Source organism: Citrobacter sp. C13 (genome assembly GCF_014596815.2).
Lineage (GTDB): Bacteria > Pseudomonadota > Gammaproteobacteria > Enterobacterales > Enterobacteriaceae > Citrobacter > Citrobacter portucalensis.
On sequence record NZ_CP115024.1, the window covers coordinates 3,916,309 to 3,935,706 of the forward strand.

Here is a 19,398-nt window from a genome sequence, read left to right on the forward strand (position 1 = left end):
AGTGAGAGGGAATATGAAAAAAAATATGCTCAGACTGCCTGTTATCGCTCTCATCGCGATGGCGGCCTCAGGAGCAGCGCTGGCGGAAGGGACTAACCTTGATGTCAACTTTACTGCCACCGTGAACGAAACCACCTGCAATATGAAGTTACAGGGCGGCAATGGCTCGGACACCGACCAGACGCTGCAAATCGGCAACGATATTGGCGTGCGGATTAGCGACTTTGGCACATCAGCCAACCGGGCTGGCAACGCGGCCGCACAGGGTAATTTCAAAATCATGATCGTGGAATGCCCGCCGACGCTGACGTCGTTAAAAACGAAAATAACCGGGAGTCAATCAGGTTATTTAACCACGGGCATTCTTAACGCCATTAAAAAAGAAAATGGCGGAGCCGACTATACCGCCGTGTCTATCGCACGTATGACAACGCCAAACGCACCGTTCGTGATCAACTCAACGGCCGCAGGCGAGAGTCTGATCTGGACAAACGATGAAATTAAAGCTGGCGAAGTGCCCCTGGTTGCCGTGTTACAGGCGACACAGGATGGCAGGGTAACCACTGGCACTTTTGAAGCCACCGCTACCTTTGAATTCAGCTACGAATAAATTGCGCAGAATACGGAGCACTATCATGAAATTGACCCCAGCTTTACTCGCGTTATCCGTTTCTGCCGTTCTCTTTTCGGGAGTAGCCAGCAGCGCCGTTATTTCCGGGACCACTTCGGCGAAGATGAAATTTACCTCGACCGTCGTCACCGGAACCTGCACGGCAAAAGTGGTAGACGGCAGCGGTGCCAGCACTGCCGAAATTAAATATGGCGATATTTATCGTTCGGATATCGGCAAAAGCACCGTCCCGCTTTCAATCCAGTTGAGCAACTGCTCCGGCGTGACCAGCGCGACGGTCGCCGCCAAACCGGGCTCAGGCGGTAAGTGCTCCGGTAAATCGTATGACGGCGGCCTGAAAACGGCGTTTGAAATCTGGAGCGGCGCGGTGGATACCGGCGTGCAGCTTTCCTGCACGACACCGCCAGCAGCGCAGGTGGTGACGATATCCAACGGAAGCGGGCAATACCCGATGCAGTCAAGGATTGTCGCTGCCGAGGGGCAAACTGCGGCGACTGTCGAGATGGGTAACGTTTCTGCCCCTGTCACCTTTGTTGTGACCTACCCGTAATTATCTGCCAAAGCTGGAGTGACGCTGTATTAGCAGCCATTTCATTGTGATTTTATGTTTAGGGAAAAACCATGAGAGTAAACAGAAATAAAAGCTATCTCAGCCTGCCTGTTGCCGCCTTTGTGTTAATAGCGGCCTCTGGAACCGCGTTCGCAGAAGAAAGCACCCTGGATGCCACCCTGACCGCCAACATTAGAGAAACCACCTGTGATATGAAGTTGGTGGGTGGGCTCGGCAGTGACACCAAACAAAATATAACAGTATTAATTCCTGGCCGTTCTAACGTCTTTATCCCGCTTGCTGATGGGCAAGCGGGTAAAGCCTCAGCGACATTTAAACTGGTGATTGTCGAGTGCCCGGAGTCATTGACGTCATTAAAAACCACGATTAACGGAACGGCTGACAGCCGGTTAACCACCGGCCTGGCAAATCAAATTGCGAAAGCCGAGGGTGGCGCAGAATATGCGGCCCTTGAGATTGCCCGCAGCATAGCAATAGATGCCCCTTTCACCATTGGCGATAGCTCGGAAACTGGCGGTCTGGTGTGGACTCGAGACGAAATTGCTCAAAAAGAAGTGTCGCTGACGGCCACCCTGCGAGAGACACAGTCCGGTCTTATGACCATCGGCAAGTTCACGACGATTGCTACCTTCAACTTTAGTTATGAATAAGTTGCGCAGAATACGGAGCGCTTTGATGAAAAATATTAACTTTTTAACCGTCCTGTCTCTTTCTGCCATTTTATTCTCAGCAACGACAACGGCGGCCATTACAGGAACCGATGACGTCGAAATGACGTTTAACGCTACACTTACCAGCACCACCTGTAACGCTCAAATTATTGATATGGCAGGTGCCCCGACCAGCATCATTGACTATGGTGATGTGTTTAAATCAGAGATAGCCAATAAATCGCGGGTGGTACAATTTAAAATTAACTATACCGACTGTTCTGGCGTTTCCGGTCTCGACATAAAAGCGAAGCCCGGTGCTGGCGGGAGCTGTTCCGGGGTTAATGCCGACGGTAATTCCTATGCAGCTGGTAATAATGCCGCCTTCGAACTCTGGTATGGCAACGTTGACAGAGATGTCGAAATGTTATGCTCAGGAAAATATTATATTATGTCCTGGACTCCTCTCGAAGGAGCATCTTCGATGCTCTTCAGCTCCCGTATCGTCGTCGCCAAAGGAGAAGATATTACCAAGGTGGATCCTGGTGCAGTCTCCGCCCCTATCACCTTTGTTATTACCTATAAATAAAACCCAGAGACCACACGAATGCACTCACTACCGTTTTTTCTACGCCGACGAGTCCTGACGCTGCTGGCTGGGTTGTTTTGCCTGGCAGGTTTCAGCCATGCAGGAGAGTTAGATGCGAACCTCAATGCGACAATTGTTGATACCACCTGTAAATTCAGCGTGGAAAACGGCGATGATGTGTATCTGCCAACCGTAATGCGTAACTGGTTTTATAACGCCGACGGCAGCAACCGCTACACCCCCACCGACGAAGCGGGCGGCACGCCGTTTACACTCCACGTTGATGAATGCTATGTCAGTAGCGGCATTAAACAACTGACGTTCAGCTTCAGCCCGCAGTCCGGGTTCTGGAACAACCAGAATCAGGTATTTAAAAACGACGCCACGGCAGGCGCGGCGGAAAATGTCGGCGTGGTGATATTTTCCAGCGACTATAAAACCAACGTACTGAACAGCGATGGCAGTTCAGCGGTGATGTACGATGTCTCGAACAAAAGCAGCGCACAGTATTTAACGGATTATCAGTTCTATGCGCGCTATCAGAATATCGGGGCGGTCACCGCAGGCATCGTCACCAGCAATGTCGTTGTAGACGTCAAATACGAATAAAAGGATTTATGATGAAATTGAGTCGTTTATCACTGGCACTGGTGATCCTGGGCGCATCGGGCGCAGCCCATGCGGCCTTTGAGTGTCGTTTCAATGATAACAATGCGCGACAGATTATGACGCCAGGCGTACAACCAGTGATCACACCGCTGCCGCCGGGAACCATCACTGCGCCTACGCAAATAAGCACCACAATCCTGATGGAGATGCAGCCTCCGTTAACGTCTTACTGTGTTGTCGGCAAGGACGGCGATAACGTTTACCAGAAGACAGATACCTCGCTAGTGTTGGGTTACGTGGAAAATAAAGCCATGTTCAGAACGAACATTCAGGGTATTTATTACGCCATTGCGATCTACCCTGATGATAACCGCATCGCGGCCTGGTTCCCGCCTGGTACAGGGGGATGGACTCTCACCGGTGACATCCATGAAGATGAAGGCATTGTTGACGACCAAATCTGGCGTGCGCGGATGGAGATTTACCAGTATCCCGATTTTAAAGGCGTACCGAGCGGTACGACCATGCTAACCGCCATCGGCGGCCCGCTGGGGGAAATAGCGTTGGGCAATCCGATGACGGGAACAGTCGATGATCACCCCCGCCCGCTGATCAACATCTCGGAAATGTCGTTTAATATTCCCTTAAACGAGCCAACCTGCGCGTTACGCGCGCCCACCACCGTTGACCTGGGAGACTGGTATCGTTCCGATCTGGAAAACGACAGCACCAAAGAGGTGTCGTTTCAGATTACCGGCACCTGCGTTAATACTATGGCGGTATACTCCACCATTAGCTCCTCGCACACCACGGCGGATAAAGGCTATTTTACTAATGCTATCACCAGCAATTCTGCCATTACCGCCGCGGGTGGCGTTGGGGTACAACTCAGTTCGGAAGCAAGCCATCATCTGTACGCCAATGGCTCCAGATTTACCCTGGCGATGGGTGAAATAGCCTATCAGGATCCGGTCAATATCGTCGATTACACCATGAAGGCGAAACTGGTGAAAACCGGCTCTGAACCGGTGACTGCGGGCGTTTTCGGCACCACGGTGACTTTCCAGGTCACCTACGAATAAGCTACCCCTGCGGCTGATTGCTAATCAGCCGCGACATCGTTTCCAGCGAATCCGTGCGTAAAATATACAGCCTTTTGAGCAGCATCGGATTATCTCCCGGCTTCACCTTCCCTCTCACCGTGGTCACCGCCATGTGGAATCCCGCATCGCCCGCCGCTTTTACCGCCGTGGCGTTATACCCACCAAACGGGTAAGAAAGGTACAGAACGTGGGAATTGAACTGGGACAGCGCCCGACGCGAACGGGCAAAATCGAACAGAATATTGTGATAGCTGCGACTCAGCAGGATCGGCCGATGATGAGCGTCCACCCGATGTAAAAAATGGGTATGCGACTGGAAGTCAAACACGTCGCGGATCTCGTTCAGTTCAGAGACGCTCATAAACTGCAGCGATTTCGGATCCCACTTCTGCGGGTGGCGCTTAATGCGTGAGCTAATGATAAACGCCGTGGCTTTAAAGCCATACTGCTTCAGAATCGGGTAAGCATAACGACTCACCGACTTCAGGCCATCGTCGAACGTCAGCACCACCGCCCGCGCCGGGAGGTTCATATTGTTGCGTACATAGCCTTCCAGTTGATACATCGTCAGCGTCGTGTAGCCGCGGTCCTGGAGCCAGGCCATCTGGTTACTGAAGGCACGTACGGAGGTCGTCGTGGAGGTATGGCGAAAGCGGGTATTCTCTTCATCGCGAAGAATATGGTGATACGTTAACACCGGGATGCCGTTGTCTTCCTGCGCATCCAGAGCGCTAACATAGGCCAGTCTGCCGCCAATGCGGATCTGGAACCACGTCTGGTTGAGTCGGTCTTTAAGCTTACTGATAATGGGATAGCGCAGATTATCTGCCAGCACGCCAAACGGCGCGCTACCGACATCTGGGGCATTATAAACCGGTGTATCTTTCCAGGTAATCAGGCTTTGATTGCTGAGCGGTTTATTGAGATCGCCCAGACCATCGTCAACTTTCTGCCTCCCCTGAACCGGCTCCAGATGTCCCTTATCAATAAATCCGGTGCCAAAGCCAAAGGTAAATTCGTAATAGTCTGCCGCGATGGGCTCAACGGCAAGGATCTGCCCGGCGCGAATATTCCCGACCGTCACCATCTTATTGCCAATCTGCGCCCATACGGCGGCCGCTTCGGTGGTTTGCATATAGCGAGCAGGCAAAGCCGCGGCGACGCTGCCAGAGAACAGGAGCACTACAACAAGCAGAACGCGCATAACCATATGAGATAACCGAGGCGAGAAACCTCGGTTATTGTAGCAAAAGCATCATCAATACCAATGATTAATACTCATACAAATCATGCTTCAACACGAAGGGGGGATTTTTTTGTTGTTGATGCCAGAGGCTGGAGACTTCGGGGCCGCCAAGCGCGACGATGCAATCGCGAAACGCAGAACTGCTCAGCGATTCCCGTGACGAAATCATTCGCTCAAGCAATGGATAGCTGATACCTGAAATCACTTCACACTGGGGGTGTTTGTGGCTCATTAACGAGGCCACGCGGTACGGCGCGGCCCCGGCCATATCCGTCAGGAAGATCACGCCCTCGCCTGAGTCGGTGGCATGCAGGGCATGGCACATCATGCGGCTTAACATATTCGAGCTGAGCCCACGCCAGAAACTTACCGCCTGACATTGCTCCAACGGACCGTACTTTTTCTCCAGACGATGCAGCATATCCTGTGCCTTATCGTCATGACAGGTAATTACCCAACCTAACATTGCCTACCTCCTTAGCAGGCGAGTAGTTTATCAGGGTGATAAATCGGTAATGGTGATAAGCATCAAAAGTCTTCCTCTCCCGGCCAGGAAGAGGAAGAAAGAATTAGCTACGCAGGCCGCGTCCGCGCTGAATCAGGTACCAGCACAGCAAGTAAAACGCCGCAATGAACACCACTAGCACGCCAAACGTGGTGACCAGCGGAACATCATGAATACCCAGGAAGCCGTAGCGGAAGCCGCTAATCATGTAGACAATTGGGTTCAGATGCGACAGTCCCTGCCAGAACGGCGGCAGCAGTGTTAACGAATAGAACACGCCACCCAGATAGGTCAGCGGCGTCAACACGAAGGTGGGGATCAGGCTGATATCGTCAAAGGTTTTGGCGAAAACCGCGTTCAGCAGGCCAGCCAGCGAGAACAGTACTGCCGTTAGCACCAGCGTGAGCGCCACAAAGACCCAGGAATGCACCTGGAACGGCACGAAGAACAGTGAAATAGCCGTCACCAGAATGCCTACGCACAGGCCACGCGCCACGCCGCCGCCGACGAAACCGGCAATAATCACGTGCGTCGGCACCGGGGCGACCAGCAGCTCTTCAATATTGCGTTGAAACTTGGCGCTAAAGAACGACGAGGCCACGTTGGCGTACGAGTTGGTGATCACTGCCATCATAATCAGCCCCGGCACAATAAACTGCATGTAGCTAAAGCCATGCATTTCGCCGATACGCGAGCCAATCAAATTACCAAAAATAATAAAATAGAGCGTCATGGTGATGACGGGGGGTACCAGAGTCTGGACCCAGATACGCATAAAGCGGTGGATCTCTTTCGCCCAGATGCTTTTCAGCGCAACCCAGTAAAGCTGCATCATGCGCGATCTCCTTGTTTTTCATGAACCAGAGAAACAAACAGTTCTTCCAGTCGGTTCGCTTTGTTACGCATACTCAATACCTGAATGCCCTGCGCACTCAGCTGAGAAAAGACGCTGTTGACCCCTTGTTCACGCAGAACCTCCACTTCCAGCGTGGAAGTGTCGACCAGCCGGTACTGATAACCTTCCAGTTTCGGCAGCGGGCTTTTCGGCGCCAGATCGAGGATAAAAGTCTCGGATTTCAGTTTGGAGAGCAGGCTCTTCATCGAGGTGTTTTCCACCAACTCACCATGCTGAATAATGCCGATATTGCGACACAGCATTTCCGCTTCTTCGAGATAGTGGGTGGTCAGAATAATAGTGGTGCCTTTATCGTTTAAATCCTTTAAAAAGCCCCACATTGAACGACGTAACTCAATGTCGACGCCCGCCGTTGGTTCATCCAGAATGAGTAATTTCGGCTCGTGCATCAGCGCACGGGCAATCATCAGACGGCGTTTCATTCCGCCGGAAAGCATGCGCGCACGCTCGTTACGTTTTTCCCATAAATCGAGCTGCTTTAAATATAGTTCGCTGCGTTTGACCGCTTCTTTATGCTCAACACCGTAGTAACCCGCCTGATTCACCACGATCTGCTGCACGGTTTCAAACGGGTTAAAGTTAAACTCCTGCGGTACCAGACCAAGCTGGCGTTTAGCGTTAACCGTATCTTTTTCGAGATCGTACCCGAAGACGCTCACCCGCCCGGAGGTTTTATTCACCAGTGAGCTGATAATCCCAATGGTGGTGGACTTTCCTGCGCCATTCGGTCCCAAAAGCGCATAGAAATCACCCGCTTCGACTTGCAAATCTATGCCGCGTAACGCCTGAACGCCACCGGGATAGGTTTTTTTAAGTTGTTGAAGTTCCAGAGCAATGGTCATGGTTTTTTACTTACCTTACGTTCTGACATTTTATATATAGTTTAATTAATGCTGGAGTTACCCTATATTAGCCCATCGAATTTATCTGGCTTCGGGTCGTACAACTCCATGAAAGACATAGATACACTCATCAGCAACAATGCACTATGGTCAAAGATGCTGGTAGAAGAGGATCCCGGATTTTTTGAAACGCTGACGCATGCCCAGAATCCGCGTTTTCTATGGATTGGATGTTCCGATAGCCGCGTTCCCGCTGAACGTTTAACCGGTCTTGAACCGGGTGAACTGTTTGTTCACCGTAATGTTGCTAATCTGGTTATTCACACCGATCTGAACTGTCTCTCAGTCGTTCAGTATGCGGTGGATGTGCTGGAAGTGGAACATATTATTATATGCGGCCACTATGGATGCGGCGGCGTCCAGGCGGCAATTGAAAATAAAGAACAGGGGCTGATTGATAACTGGTTACTGCACATCCGCGATATCTGGTTCAAACACAGCTCACTGCTGGGCGAAATGCCGCAGGAACGTCGCATGGACACCCTGTGCGAACTGAATGTCATGGAACAGGTCTATAACCTGGGCCACTCAACCATTATGCGTTCAGCCTGGAAGCGCGGTCAGAAAGTGACCATTCACGGCTGGGCATACGGCATTCATGACGGTCTGCTGCGCGATCTGGACGTCACCGCCACCAGCCGCGAAACGCTGGAGCAGCGCTATCGCCAGGGCTTATCTAACCTGAGTCAGAAACACAGCAACCATAAATAATGTGACATTGCCGGGAGGCGGCGACGCCTTACCCGGCCTACAAACCTACACCGTAGGTCTGATAAGCGAAGCGCCATCAGGCGCTCCAGCCAGTTACTCGTCCAGCAGCACCACTTTGCCAACATACGGCAGATGGCGATAACGCTGGGCATAGTCAATGCCGTAACCGACCACAAATTCATCTGGAATAGAGAATCCGATAAACTCGACCGGAACATTCACTTCACGGCGAGACGGTTTATCCAGCAGCGTACAGATAGCCAGGGATTTCGGCTCGCGCAGGCTCAGAATTTCACGCACTTTGGACAACGTATTGCCGGAGTCGATGATGTCTTCGACAATCAGCACGTCCTTGCCACGAATGTCTTCATCCAGGTCTTTCAGGATTTTAACATCACGCGTGGTAGACATTCCGCTACCGTAGCTGGATGCCGTCATGAAATCGACTTCGTGAGAGACATGCACTTCACGGCACAGATCCGCCATAAACATAAATGAGCCACGTAACAGACCAACCAGCACCATATCGCTGCCGCTGTCCTTGTAACGTTCGTTAATCTGGCGCCCCAGTTCAGCAATACGCGCTTTGATCTCCGCTTCCGGGATCATCACTTCAACAGTATGTTTCATAAACCCTATAACTCACTGATTTTTATCAGTTGACACATCATGCAGATCGAAAGAAAGCGCTTACGTTGATACACCGACTGACAGACGGCGACCCGCTCTAACCACAAAACTTGCGACAGCATACAAACAATTCAGTTGATGAAGTATACCAGTAAAGAGAGCGGGTTCCTCTGATAGTTCACAGGAGAACCCGTTTGCGTCGTTTTTTGTGCGCTTATTAATCAAAACCAGGTTCGCACGACAGAATGTGGCTAAAACGTTTCCCAGTGCGGGTCTTGTGTCGAACTCCCCACAGAGGTCGCTTGCGGAGCATCCTTAGGCGGTTTTCGATGCTCACTGCTGGAGGTATCGCGAGTGATGCGAAATGCTGCCACGGCCAGGCGTAGCTGTTCAGCTTGTTGTTCCAACGAAGCGGCTGCGGCGGCAGACTCCTCTACCAGCGCGGCGTTTTGTTGTGTGACACTGTCCATCTGCGAGACCGCGAGACTCACCTGCTCAATCCCCCGACTCTGCTCCTCCGAGGCGGAGGCGATTTCCCCCATGATGTCCGTCACGCGGGTAACCGCAGCGACAATCTCTTTCATCGTTTTACCCGCGTCCGACACCTGCTGAGATCCCATCCCCACGCTGTGGGTTGAGTTATCAATCAACGCCTTGATCTCTTTGGCTGCCTGAGCGCTACGGCTTGCCAGGGTACGGACTTCACCCGCCACAACAGCAAATCCGCGTCCCTGCTCTCCTGCTCTGGCTGCCTCAACCGCCGCGTTGAGCGCCAGGATATTGGTCTGGAAAGCAATACTGTCGATGACGCTGGTGATCTGCGCAATTTGCTGTGAGCTACCGGCAATTTCACTCATTGTGTGCACGACTGTATCAACAACCCGTCCACCACGCGCGGCAGTATCAGACGCATTCTTAGCCAGTTGAGTTGCCTGTTTCGCATTGTCCGTATTTTGCTTCACGGTCGCAGTAAGCTGTTCCATGCTGGCGGCAGTCTCTTCAAGTGAAGCGGCCTGCTGCTCGGTACGCGAAGACAGATCGTTGTTACCTGATGAGATTTCCGCTGCACCGCTATGAATCGTTTCTGAGCTGTTACGCACCGACGTGACTGTCGAAATCAGCGACTGTCGCATTTCATCTAAGCCCGTCGCCAAACGCCCCATTTCATTACGTCCCTGGACGTCGAGTTGATGGGTCAAATCACCACGGGTAATAATGCGAATATGCTCCATAATCTGCGCCAGGGGTTTAAGCAGCATATGCTGCAACCCGCTCCAGATCATGCCCAGAACGATGAGCACAGCGACGACAATTGCCCCTAATGTCCATTGCATGCGGGTAAAGCTGTGCTGATTCTCCGCCGCCGCGTGCTGAAGCAGCGCGTTATTTTCGTTACGCCACTGGTCATAGCTGGCTTCCATCTCATCCTGCGCCTTCTGAGCATCAAGATCGCCATAGGCTTGATAGTTATTCGCGCGCAGATACTCTATCGATAACGCCATCACGTCGTGCATCTGCCGATACTGTTTTTCCATTTCAGATGCAATTTGCGGATTCTGCCCCGACACCTGCGGCAATGACTGATAATGCGCGAAGTATCCCTCAGCCTTCTTCATTGACTCACTCGCCGTTTTTAGCAAAGTATCAATTGCCGCCAGTGAGGCCGGATCGCGTTGGTTCTTTAAGAAACGAATTGCTACACGGGTTACCGTTACCCGGGTTTTAATCAGCGTATTGACGCTATCACTCAGATTTTCCTGTTGGGCGTTCAGGGTGCCTGAGTTCTGGAAATTATGGCGATCATTGTTTACCGCAGAATAAAAAAAGCTTCCTGTCACGACCTGTAGCAAACAGAAAATGGCGAGAACCAGAAGAATGCCGGTAATAACGCGCACATTTTTAATCATAGTATTTCATCCATTGAACTCACATTGGGTACCCAATGATTATCGGCTTCAAAGGCGATTACTTTATGTGCAATAGCAGAATTTGCAGGAGGAGGGAGTCGTGCGATGAAACGCTGTAAAGAGACTGTGTTTTATCCGGCCTACGAGAGATTTCTGCAGACCGGATAAGCACAGCGCGATTTTTTTAGACAGTGAAGCCGAGCATCATCCCGGTATCTTCATGCTCTAGCAGATGACAGTGCGCCATATAGGCATGCTCTTTTGGCGCGTCGTGGTCAAACTTCACCAGCACCTCGCTCACGCCGCCTTCTACCCGCACCGTGTCCTTCCATCCCGCGCGGTGTGCGGCTGGCGCTTTGCCGTTCTCAGACAGAATGCGGAACTGCGTGCCGTGAATGTGGAACGGATGCAGCATCATGTCGCCCTGACCGGAAATTACCCAGCGTTCGTGCTGCCCTTTCGCCGCGGCAAACATCGGTTTATTCATATCAAACGCCTGACCATTAATCCGGTTGGCGTTATGGAAATCAAACGATCCGCCATGCTTCATGTTGCCCATATCACCATGCTGCATATTCCCCATCTCACCGTGGTTCATATTGCCATGATTCATATTGCCGTGGCCCATATTGTCATTATTCATATGGCCCATCATCTTCCCATGATCCATACCCGCCATGGCCTGAGCGCCGTATTTCTTCATCAGCATTTGCATGCCCATCATATCGAGCATCGGATCCATCGACAATTGCAGTTTGCGCACCGTCAGCCCTTCCAGTGACGGCAGCGATGGCATGGATATCAGAGAATCTGGCAGCGTGCCGGAAGCGCTAATCAGCAGCGGCTGAACGCGCATCACCGGGTGCGGCTTATCAAATGGCGCAACTGCCATGCCCATCTGGCTGACTGGCAGAGTGACCAGATCAAAAGCTTTGCCGTCACTGACATCCACCAGCACTTCAAAGCGCTCACCCATCAGCATAGGAAGCTCGGTCACTTTTACCGGCTCCGCCAACAGTCCACCGTCGCTGGCAATGACGTACAAAGGACGATTGTCGCTGGCTGCAATGTTCAGCGAGCGCGCGTTACAACCATTCAGCAGACGCAGACGCAGCCAGCCGTGCGGTGCGGCATGCTGAGGATAAATCGCCCCGTTGGTCAGCAGCGTATCGCCAAACCAGCCAACAGCGGCGGTCATGATGTCCAGTTGATAATCAACCTGCCCATCAGCAGAGAACTGTTTGTCCTGAATAATTACCGGCACATCATCAATACCCCACTGCTTAGGCAGCAGCAGTTTGCGAATCTCTTCATCTTCAATCAGCACCAGCCCGGCCAGTCCCATCGCCACCTGACGACCAGTCTTCCCATGCTGATGCGGGTGGAACCAGCAGGTTGCCGCGCGCTGATCCGGCGTGAAGGTCACGGAACGTTTTCCGCCCGCCGGGATTATGCCTTGCGGCCCACCGTCGACTTCACCAGGGATTTCCAGACCGTGCCAGTGCAACGTCGTCTCTTCGGCAAGCTGGTTATGGATATCCACAGTCACCGATTGCCCTTTGTTCAGCTTGACCGCAGGTCCGAGTAAATTGCCGTTATATCCCCAGGTCGTCGCTGTTTTACCAGCAAAGCTCGATTTTCCGGCTTGCACCACCAATTGCATACGGTTTGAGGCATCCGCGGTTAGCAGGTCAGGAATGGGCAATGCAGGGCGGTCTGCGGCAAATACGCTCCGGCTCCACAGAGGTAACGCTGACGCGACGCCCAGCGCCACGGAGTACTTTAAAAAGTCACGACGTTGCATAATCACTTCCTTATATTCAGCAGCTTAAGCAGGCTATCTTTTAAGCATAAGCCTTCCCCTTACGGGAAGGTCAAGTGAACGGCTAATAATAAAGGTCGTCGCTTCGCTCGCAGTATGCTAACGTTTAAATTCCGTGATGCAGTGGTAGAAGCAATGAAGACGTTTTTCAGAACAGTTTTGTTCGGCAGCCTGATGGCCGTATGCGCAAATAGCTACGCGCTCAGCGAGTCCGAAGCCGAAGATATGGCCGATTTAACGGCAGTTTTTGTTTTTCTGAAAAATGACTGTGGATACCAGAATTTGCCTAATGGGCAGATTCGTCGCGCACTGGTCTTTTTTGCCCAGCAAAACCAGTGGGACCTGAGTAATTACGACACCTTCAATATGAAAGCGCTGGGTGAAGACAGCTACCGCGATCTCAGCGGTATCGGCATCCCAACGGCAAAGAAATGCAAAGCGCTGGCACGTGACTCTCTGAGCCTGCTGGCCTACGTTAAATAGATAGTTTTGCGGAGCCCTCAGGCTCCGCATGAATTAACGCTGTTGCACAAATTCGCGGTATGCCGCCACAACCTGAAGAAAGTCCTCTACACCACAGAGCGAAAAACTTTCTTCGTCGTAGTAGCTCATCCCCTCTTCCATCTCATCGCCAGAGAACTCCAGCTGATTAGCGCGGACCATCACTTCTTCGCCATCCAGCCAGAGCGTGTATTCATGCCCTGCTCGCTGCCAGGAGCGCTCACTGCCCTTAACCGCACGCGCTGCCTGTTCCACTTCATCAAGTAAGGCCAGGTTTTCTTTCACTTCCTCATTAAACCAGTGCCCCACCACCTCGTGGCCCATGGACATACGCACTTTTACCACTCCGGTAATATCGCGCAGAAATTCGTAATCCATAATGTCTTCCTCTGCTCCCGGCAATGCGCCAATACCGCATTGCGCCTTGCTGTAATTATCGCAGTAGCGCGGCAGAAAAAAAGCGTAGCGGGTATAAGGAATAGAAATAAAAATGCCCGGAGAAGCAGACTTCTCCGGGCATTGATGTGTTTTTACACAAAACGCGTTAGCGCATTACACCGCGGTCTGGAAAATCACACCATCGGCTTTCTCGGTGTACTGAGACAGCTGGTCGAAGTTCAGATAACGGTAAGTATCTACGGCCGTTTTATCTACCTGCGCCACATAGGTCTGGTACTCTTCCGCCGTCGGCAGTTTGCCGATCAGTGCCGCAACCGCCGCCAGCTCCGCAGAAGCCAGGTAGACGTTCGCCCCGGTACCTAAACGGTTCGGGAAGTTACGGGTAGAGGTCGACACCACCGTTGCGCCGTCGGCCACACGCGCCTGGTTACCCATGCACAGAGAGCAGCCTGGAATTTCGATACGCGCACCGCTCTTACCGAATACGCTGTAGTAGCCTTCTTCAGTCAGCTGAGCGGCGTCCATACGGGTTGGCGGAGCCACCCACAGACGCGTCGGCAGCTGGCCTTTGTGCGCATCCAGAAGCTTACCAGCGGCACGGAAGTGCCCGATGTTAGTCATGCAGGAGCCGATGAACACTTCGTCAATCTTCTCGCCCTGTACGTCAGACAGCAGACGCGCATCGTCCGGATCGTTCGGTGCACACAGGATTGGCTCTTTGATATCCGCCAGATCGATGTCAATCACCGCCGCGTATTCTGCGTCAGCGTCGGCTTCCAGCAACTGCGGATCCGCCAGCCATTTTTCCATGCCCTGCACACGACGTTCCAGCGTACGACGATCGCCATAACCTTCTGCGATCATCCACTTCAGTAGAACGATGTTAGAGTTCAGATACTCAACGATCGGCTCTTTGTTCAGCTTGATGGTACAACCGGCAGCGGAACGCTCAGCGGAGGCATCGGTCAGTTCGAACGCCTGCTCCACTTTGAGATCCGGCAGACCTTCGATTTCAAGGATGCGGCCAGAGAAGATGTTTTTCTTACCTTTCTTCTCAACGGTCAGCAGACCCTGTTTGATCGCATACAGCGGAATGGCGTGAACCAGATCGCGCAGGGTGATGCCCGGCTGCATTTTGCCTTTGAAACGCACCAGAACGGATTCCGGCATATCCAGCGGCATCACGCCGGTCGCCGCAGCAAACGCCACCAGACCAGAACCTGCCGGGAAGGAGATCCCGATAGGGAAACGGGTATGGGAGTCACCACCGGTGCCTACGGTATCCGGCAGCAGCATACGGTTCAGCCAGGAGTGGATAACGCCATCGCCCGGACGCAGGGAGACACCACCACGGTTCATGATGAAGTCTGGCAGCGTATGGTGCGTATTGACGTCCACCGGCTTCGGATAGGCCGCGGTGTGGCAGAAGGACTGCATCACCAGGTCAGCAGAGAAGCCCAGGCATGCCAGGTCTTTCAGTTCGTCACGGGTCATTGGGCCGGTGGTATCCTGAGATCCCACGGAGGTCATCTTCGGTTCGCAGTACGCGCCCGGACGGATACCTTTCACGCCGCAGGCGCGGCCAACCATTTTCTGTGCCAGAGAGAAGCCACGGCTGCTTTCCGCCACGTCTTTCGCCTGACGGAAGACGTCTGAGTGCGGCAGACCCAGCGCTTCGCGCGCCTTGGTAGTCAGGCCGCGACCGATGATCAGCGGAATACGGCCACCGGCGCGTACTTCGTCGATCAGGACTTCGGTTTTCAGCTCAAAGCTTGCCAGCAGTTCGCCGGTTTCGTGGTTGCGTACTTCGCCTTTGAACGGGTAAACGTCAATCACGTCGCCCATATTCATGTTCGACACGTCCACTTCAATCGGCAGTGCGCCCGCATCTTCCATGGTATTGAAGAAAATAGGTGCAATTTTGCCGCCGAGGCACAGGCCACCGCCGCGCTTGTTCGGTACATGAGGAATGTCGTCACCCATGAACCACAGCACGGAGTTGGTCGCGGATTTACGCGAAGAACCGGTACCAACAACATCACCCACATAAGCCAGCGGGTAACCTTTTTTCTGCAATTCTTCGATCTGTTTGATCGGGCCAACAACGCCCGGTTGATCCGGTTCGATACCTTCACGGGCGTTTTTCAGCATCGCCAGCGCGTGCAGAGGGATATCCGGGCGAGACCATGCATCCGGTGCCGGAGAAAGGTCATCGGTGTTGGTTTCACCCGTCACTTTAAAGACGGTAACGGTGATTTTTTCAGCCAGGGCAGGACGGTTCAGGAACCATTCGGCATCAGCCCAGGATTGCATTACCTGCTTCGCATATTCGTTGCCCGCTTTGGCTTTTTCTTCTACGTCGTAGAAGTTATCGAACATCAGCAGTGTTGAAGAGAGCGCTTTAGCGGCAATTGGCGCCAGTTTTGCGTCGTCCAGCGCGTCGATAAGCGGATGAATGTTGTAACCACCCTGCATAGTGCCCAGCAGTTCAATGGCTTTTTCCGGGGTAACCAACGGGGAGGTGGTGTCGCCTTTCGCGACAGCGGCGAGAAAACCAGCTTTAACATAAGCGGCTTCATCTACGCCAGGAGGAACGCGGTTGATCAACAGGTCTAACAGGAATTCTTCTTCGCCCACAGGCGGGGTCTTCAGCAGCTCGACAAGTGCAGCCATTTGGGTTGCGTCTAAAGGTTTTGGCACAATCCCCTGGGCAGCACGCTCAGCTACGTGCTTACGGTATTCTTCTAGCACGACGATATCTCCTCGCTCTCATTGTCATAATGCGGCGCTTTTGTAGATGGGCGATTCTCTTCACGCTCCTGTGAGACAGTAGTTAGTAGGGTAAATGCCCGGTACCGCATAAGGCACAATAACAGGATTTTCACTAAGTGTTAATCCGTTTACAAAAAAGCAACATAAAAAATTGGCTGAATCGTTAAGAATGGTATAGCGACAAGCCGCAACGCAATTTAGGCTGCCTGAAACCTCCCTGAAACGGTTGATTTTTAAGCGCGATCGGCTGAATATTCCAGCGATTTTCCCGCCATCAGATATAATTGTGTAATAAATCTTCACACTCTTTTTCCGGACTTACCGGGCGAATCCCCAATAAAAGTCAAAACTGTCTAACACGGGTGAATAATACTCGCGGCAACAGGAACGCCTCACGGCACAGCGCTTGTCTCGTTGGAGTCATTTTATGAAGTTGCCCCTTAAGCCACATCTGCTTGTCCTTTTGTGCAGTGCCGGGCTGTTTGCCGCCTCTGGCGTGATGTTCGTTAAAAGTCGCACAACGGAACCTGCAGCTCCGGCCCCCGTTGCACAGCAACCGTCAGCACCGGCTCCAGCTCCCGTAGCGGCCCCTGCCCCGGCCGACCAAACAGCGCCCGTTGTGGCACCAACCTACTCGGCAGCACAAATCGATCAGTGGGTTGCACCTATTGCGCTCTATCCAGACTCGCTGCTGTCGCAAATTTTGATGGCCTCAACTTATCCGGCTAACGTCATCCAGGCCGCACAGTGGTCAAAAGACAATCCCAAAATGCAGGGCGATGCCGCCATTCAGGCCGTTGCCAGCCAGCCCTGGGATCCCAGCGTGAAATCGCTGGTCGCCTTTCCTCAGTTGATGTCGCTGATGGGTGAAAATCCGCCGTGGGTACAAAGCCTGGGCGATGCTTTCCTCGCACAACCGAAAGATGTCATGGATTCCGTTCAACGTCTGCGTGCGCTGGCGCAACAGACCGGTGCGTTGCAATCAACACCGCAACAGACTGTCACTACTGTGACCAAAGCAGCGCCAGCTAAAACCGCCACCAGCGAGTCGACGACCAGTTCAGCGACCACAACAGCCACGACCACCTCAACAAGCCCAACGGTTATCAAGATTGAATCCGCCGATCCGCAGGTGGTGTACGTTCCAACCTATAACCCGAATACGGTTTACGGTACCTGGCCGAATACCGCCTATCCGCCAACCTATCTGCCACCAACGCCCGGCGAGCAGTTTGGCAACAGCTTCGTTAACGGTTTAGGCTTCAGCCTCGGTGTTGCCACAACCTATGCCATCTTCAGCAACATCGACTGGGATGACGACGATCACCATCATAATGATGACTGGGATAACCATGGCGGCTATAACCGTAATGGTGATAACAACATCAACATTAACGTTGATAACTTCAATAAAATCAGTGGACAACGACTGACAGACGCCAACCGTACCTGGCAACACAACCCGGCCTATCGTGAGGGTGTGCCATACCCAAATAACCAGCTCAATAACCGCTTCCACTCCACTAACACAGCTACGGGCTTAAGTTCGACCCAGCAAAGACCGGTCAATCGTGATAGCCAGCGCCAGGCTGCGATGAGCCAAATGGAAAAATCAACGGGGAAAACATTCCCACAGACAGCGCGCTCGGGCACGAAAGACGCTCAGCGTCAGGCGTCCAGCCAACAGCTGAAGCAAATTTCACAGCGTAATAACTACCGCGGTTACGATACCAAGCCGCAAACCGCGAAACGGACAAGCACACAGCAACGTGAGAATCGTCAGGCAGTCGCCCAGCGACAGGAGAAAAGGGTCACGCAACCGGCGCAGCAACGCAATGTGCAACAGCGCAATCTTCAACAGCGAACCAGTCAGCCGCGCGCTAATGCGCTGAGCGGTAACGACAGTCGCTCCGCCAACTGGCAGGCACAGCAACAGCGAGGTGCCCAGAGCCGGCAGGTCGCCCGTAATCAGCCATCGCGCCAGCCTTCTGGCGGGCGTGCTGAGCACCGTGAATTCCGTCATCGTTAAGGGAACCAACATGAAAAATAAACTACTCAGTGGAATGGTGTTGTTCATGGTTTCGGCTACCGCGATGGCACAACAATCCTTCAGTACACCAGACCAGGCAACCGATGCGCTGGCAAACGCGATCAGTGAGCAAAATGAAAATGCAATGAGCAATCTGCTCGGGGAAAACTGGCGTGATTTTCTGCCGCCAGAAGGCGTCGATCCTGATGCGGTTGACCGCTTCCTGCGCGACTGGAAGGTTCGCCATAGCACCGTTATCGACGGCAATACGGCGCATCTTGTGGTTGGGGACAGCGACTGGCAACTGCCAATCCCGGTCGTCAAAAACGCTTCAGGCTGGCAATTTGATATCAAGGAAGCGGCCGAAGAGATCCTGACCCGTGAGATTGGACGCAACGAACTTGCTGCCATCGAGGCGTTGCACGCCTATGTGGATGCTCAGCAGAGCTATTTTGCGATGAACCAGAAATACGCGCAAAAGATTGTCAGTTCTGAAGGGAAAAAGGATGGTCTGTACTGGCCTGTTTCGCCCGGCGAAGCGCCAAGCCCGCTTGGCCCAGCCTTCAGTCCACAGGAGCCGGGCATGGGCTATCACGGCTATCGCTTCCGAATCCTTCCCGATAAAACCAGCAGTTTTGCCATGGTAGCCTGGCCCGTTAGCTACGATCACACCGGCGTGATGAGTTTTATGATTAACGGTGAAGACAAAGTCTACCAGGCCGATCTCGGTGTTGAATCGCAGCAGAAAGCACAAGCGTTAACCACATTCCATCCGGATAAAAACTGGCAACCCGTAGCACCGTAAAGCGAGGTTAAGCCGTAGGCCGGGTTAGCACTAGCGCCACCCGGCATGTTGCCCGAAATAACGGGTAGCTTCAGGCAAAAAAAACGCCTCCGAAGAGGCG

The 19,398-nt window shown here is 52.8% G+C and carries 19 protein-coding genes; 10 read left to right on the forward strand and 9 right to left on the reverse strand.

Annotation, left to right across the window (positions count from 1 at the left end):
• Nucleotides 1-13: 13 nt before the first annotated feature.
• The 6 genes from IB222_RS18780 to IB222_RS18805 all read left to right on the forward strand — a co-directional run bounded on the left by IB222_RS18780 (nt 14) and on the right by IB222_RS18805 (nt 4,132).
• On the forward strand, nt 14-610 hold the full coding sequence (locus IB222_RS18780) for a fimbrial protein (protein ID WP_149384444.1): 597 nt from the start codon (nt 14-16) through the stop codon (nt 608-610).
• Between the two features lie 25 nt (nt 611-635).
• Nucleotides 636-1,181 carry a fimbrial protein gene (locus IB222_RS18785; protein WP_126319222.1) on the forward strand — a complete coding sequence of 182 codons (546 nt, stop codon included), beginning with the start codon at nt 636-638 and terminating at the stop codon, nt 1,179-1,181.
• Between the two features lie 71 nt (nt 1,182-1,252).
• On the forward strand, nt 1,253-1,852 hold the full coding sequence (locus IB222_RS18790) for a fimbrial protein (RefSeq protein ID WP_149384445.1): 600 nt from the start codon (nt 1,253-1,255) through the stop codon (nt 1,850-1,852).
• 25 nt (nt 1,853-1,877) lie between these two features.
• Nucleotides 1,878-2,441 (forward strand): fimbrial protein, encoded by a 564-nt coding sequence (locus tag IB222_RS18795; RefSeq protein ID WP_149384446.1) that lies wholly within the window; start codon nt 1,878-1,880, stop codon nt 2,439-2,441.
• Between the two features lie 18 nt (nt 2,442-2,459).
• Complete coding sequence (locus tag IB222_RS18800; protein ID WP_149384447.1) at nt 2,460-3,050, forward strand: fimbrial-like protein; 591 nt, start codon at nt 2,460-2,462, stop codon at nt 3,048-3,050.
• A gap of 8 nt (nt 3,051-3,058) precedes the next feature.
• Complete coding sequence (locus IB222_RS18805; RefSeq protein ID WP_348925429.1) at nt 3,059-4,132, forward strand: fimbrial protein StkG; 1,074 nt, start codon at nt 3,059-3,061, stop codon at nt 4,130-4,132.
• A 1-nt stretch (nt 4,133) separates the two neighbouring features.
• Here the strand turns inward: IB222_RS18805 and IB222_RS18810 are convergent, their stop codons facing one another.
• The 4 genes from IB222_RS18810 to IB222_RS18825 all read right to left on the reverse strand — a co-directional run bounded on the left by IB222_RS18810 (nt 4,134) and on the right by IB222_RS18825 (nt 7,662).
• The gene (locus tag IB222_RS18810; protein WP_149384448.1) at nt 4,134-5,363 is read right to left on the reverse strand and encodes a polysaccharide deacetylase family protein; all 1,230 of its coding nucleotides are present in this window, start codon (nt 5,361-5,363) and stop codon (nt 4,134-4,136) included.
• A 61-nt stretch (nt 5,364-5,424) separates the two neighbouring features.
• Nucleotides 5,425-5,865: a PTS sugar transporter subunit IIA gene (locus IB222_RS18815; protein ID WP_080210193.1), complete on the reverse strand. Its 441-nt coding sequence runs from the start codon at nt 5,863-5,865 to the stop codon at nt 5,425-5,427.
• A gap of 103 nt (nt 5,866-5,968) precedes the next feature.
• Nucleotides 5,969-6,739 carry an ABC transporter permease gene (locus IB222_RS18820; RefSeq protein WP_003829467.1) on the reverse strand — a complete coding sequence of 257 codons (771 nt, stop codon included), beginning with the start codon at nt 6,737-6,739 and terminating at the stop codon, nt 5,969-5,971.
• Nucleotides 6,736-7,662, reverse strand: a complete 927-nt coding sequence (locus tag IB222_RS18825) for an ABC transporter ATP-binding protein (RefSeq protein WP_003829469.1) — start codon at nt 7,660-7,662, stop codon at nt 6,736-6,738. Before IB222_RS18825 ends, IB222_RS18820 begins: the two co-directional genes overlap by 4 nt.
• Before the next feature lie 108 nt (nt 7,663-7,770).
• Here IB222_RS18825 and can point away from each other — a divergent pair, with 108 nt between their 5' ends.
• Nucleotides 7,771-8,433, forward strand: coding sequence for a carbonate dehydratase (gene can, locus IB222_RS18830; protein ID WP_003018654.1), 663 nt, complete (start codon nt 7,771-7,773; stop codon nt 8,431-8,433).
• Between the two features lie 93 nt (nt 8,434-8,526).
• Here can and hpt read toward each other — a convergent pair whose 3' ends face one another.
• From hpt to cueO, 3 genes are all read right to left on the reverse strand, one after another.
• Nucleotides 8,527-9,063, reverse strand: coding sequence for a hypoxanthine phosphoribosyltransferase (gene hpt / locus IB222_RS18835; RefSeq protein ID WP_003018658.1), 537 nt, complete (start codon nt 9,061-9,063; stop codon nt 8,527-8,529).
• A gap of 251 nt (nt 9,064-9,314) precedes the next feature.
• Nucleotides 9,315-10,970: a methyl-accepting chemotaxis protein gene (locus IB222_RS18840; RefSeq protein ID WP_149384449.1), complete on the reverse strand. Its 1,656-nt coding sequence runs from the start codon at nt 10,968-10,970 to the stop codon at nt 9,315-9,317.
• A 184-nt stretch (nt 10,971-11,154) separates the two neighbouring features.
• Nucleotides 11,155-12,774 carry a multicopper oxidase CueO gene (cueO, locus tag IB222_RS18845; protein ID WP_149384450.1) on the reverse strand — a complete coding sequence of 540 codons (1,620 nt, stop codon included), beginning with the start codon at nt 12,772-12,774 and terminating at the stop codon, nt 11,155-11,157.
• A 153-nt stretch (nt 12,775-12,927) separates the two neighbouring features.
• Here cueO and IB222_RS18850 point away from each other — a divergent pair, with 153 nt between their 5' ends.
• The gene (locus IB222_RS18850) at nt 12,928-13,275 is read left to right on the forward strand and encodes a YacC family pilotin-like protein (protein ID WP_003018667.1); all 348 of its coding nucleotides are present in this window, start codon (nt 12,928-12,930) and stop codon (nt 13,273-13,275) included.
• Between the two features lie 33 nt (nt 13,276-13,308).
• Here the strand turns inward: IB222_RS18850 and yacL are convergent, their stop codons facing one another.
• Entirely contained in the window at nt 13,309-13,671 is a 363-nt protein-coding gene (gene yacL, locus IB222_RS18855) for a protein YacL (RefSeq protein ID WP_003018670.1), read from the reverse strand.
• A gap of 174 nt (nt 13,672-13,845) precedes the next feature.
• On the reverse strand, nt 13,846-16,443 hold the full coding sequence (gene acnB, locus IB222_RS18860) for a bifunctional aconitate hydratase 2/2-methylisocitrate dehydratase (protein ID WP_003829483.1): 2,598 nt from the start codon (nt 16,441-16,443) through the stop codon (nt 13,846-13,848).
• A 448-nt stretch (nt 16,444-16,891) separates the two neighbouring features.
• Here acnB and IB222_RS18865 point away from each other — a divergent pair, with 448 nt between their 5' ends.
• On the forward strand, nt 16,892-18,493 hold the full coding sequence (locus tag IB222_RS18865; RefSeq protein WP_149384451.1) for a DUF3300 domain-containing protein: 1,602 nt from the start codon (nt 16,892-16,894) through the stop codon (nt 18,491-18,493).
• A 10-nt stretch (nt 18,494-18,503) separates the two neighbouring features.
• Entirely contained in the window at nt 18,504-19,298 is a 795-nt protein-coding gene (locus tag IB222_RS18870) for a DUF2950 family protein (RefSeq protein ID WP_149384452.1), read from the forward strand.
• Nucleotides 19,299-19,398 lie beyond the last annotated feature (100 nt).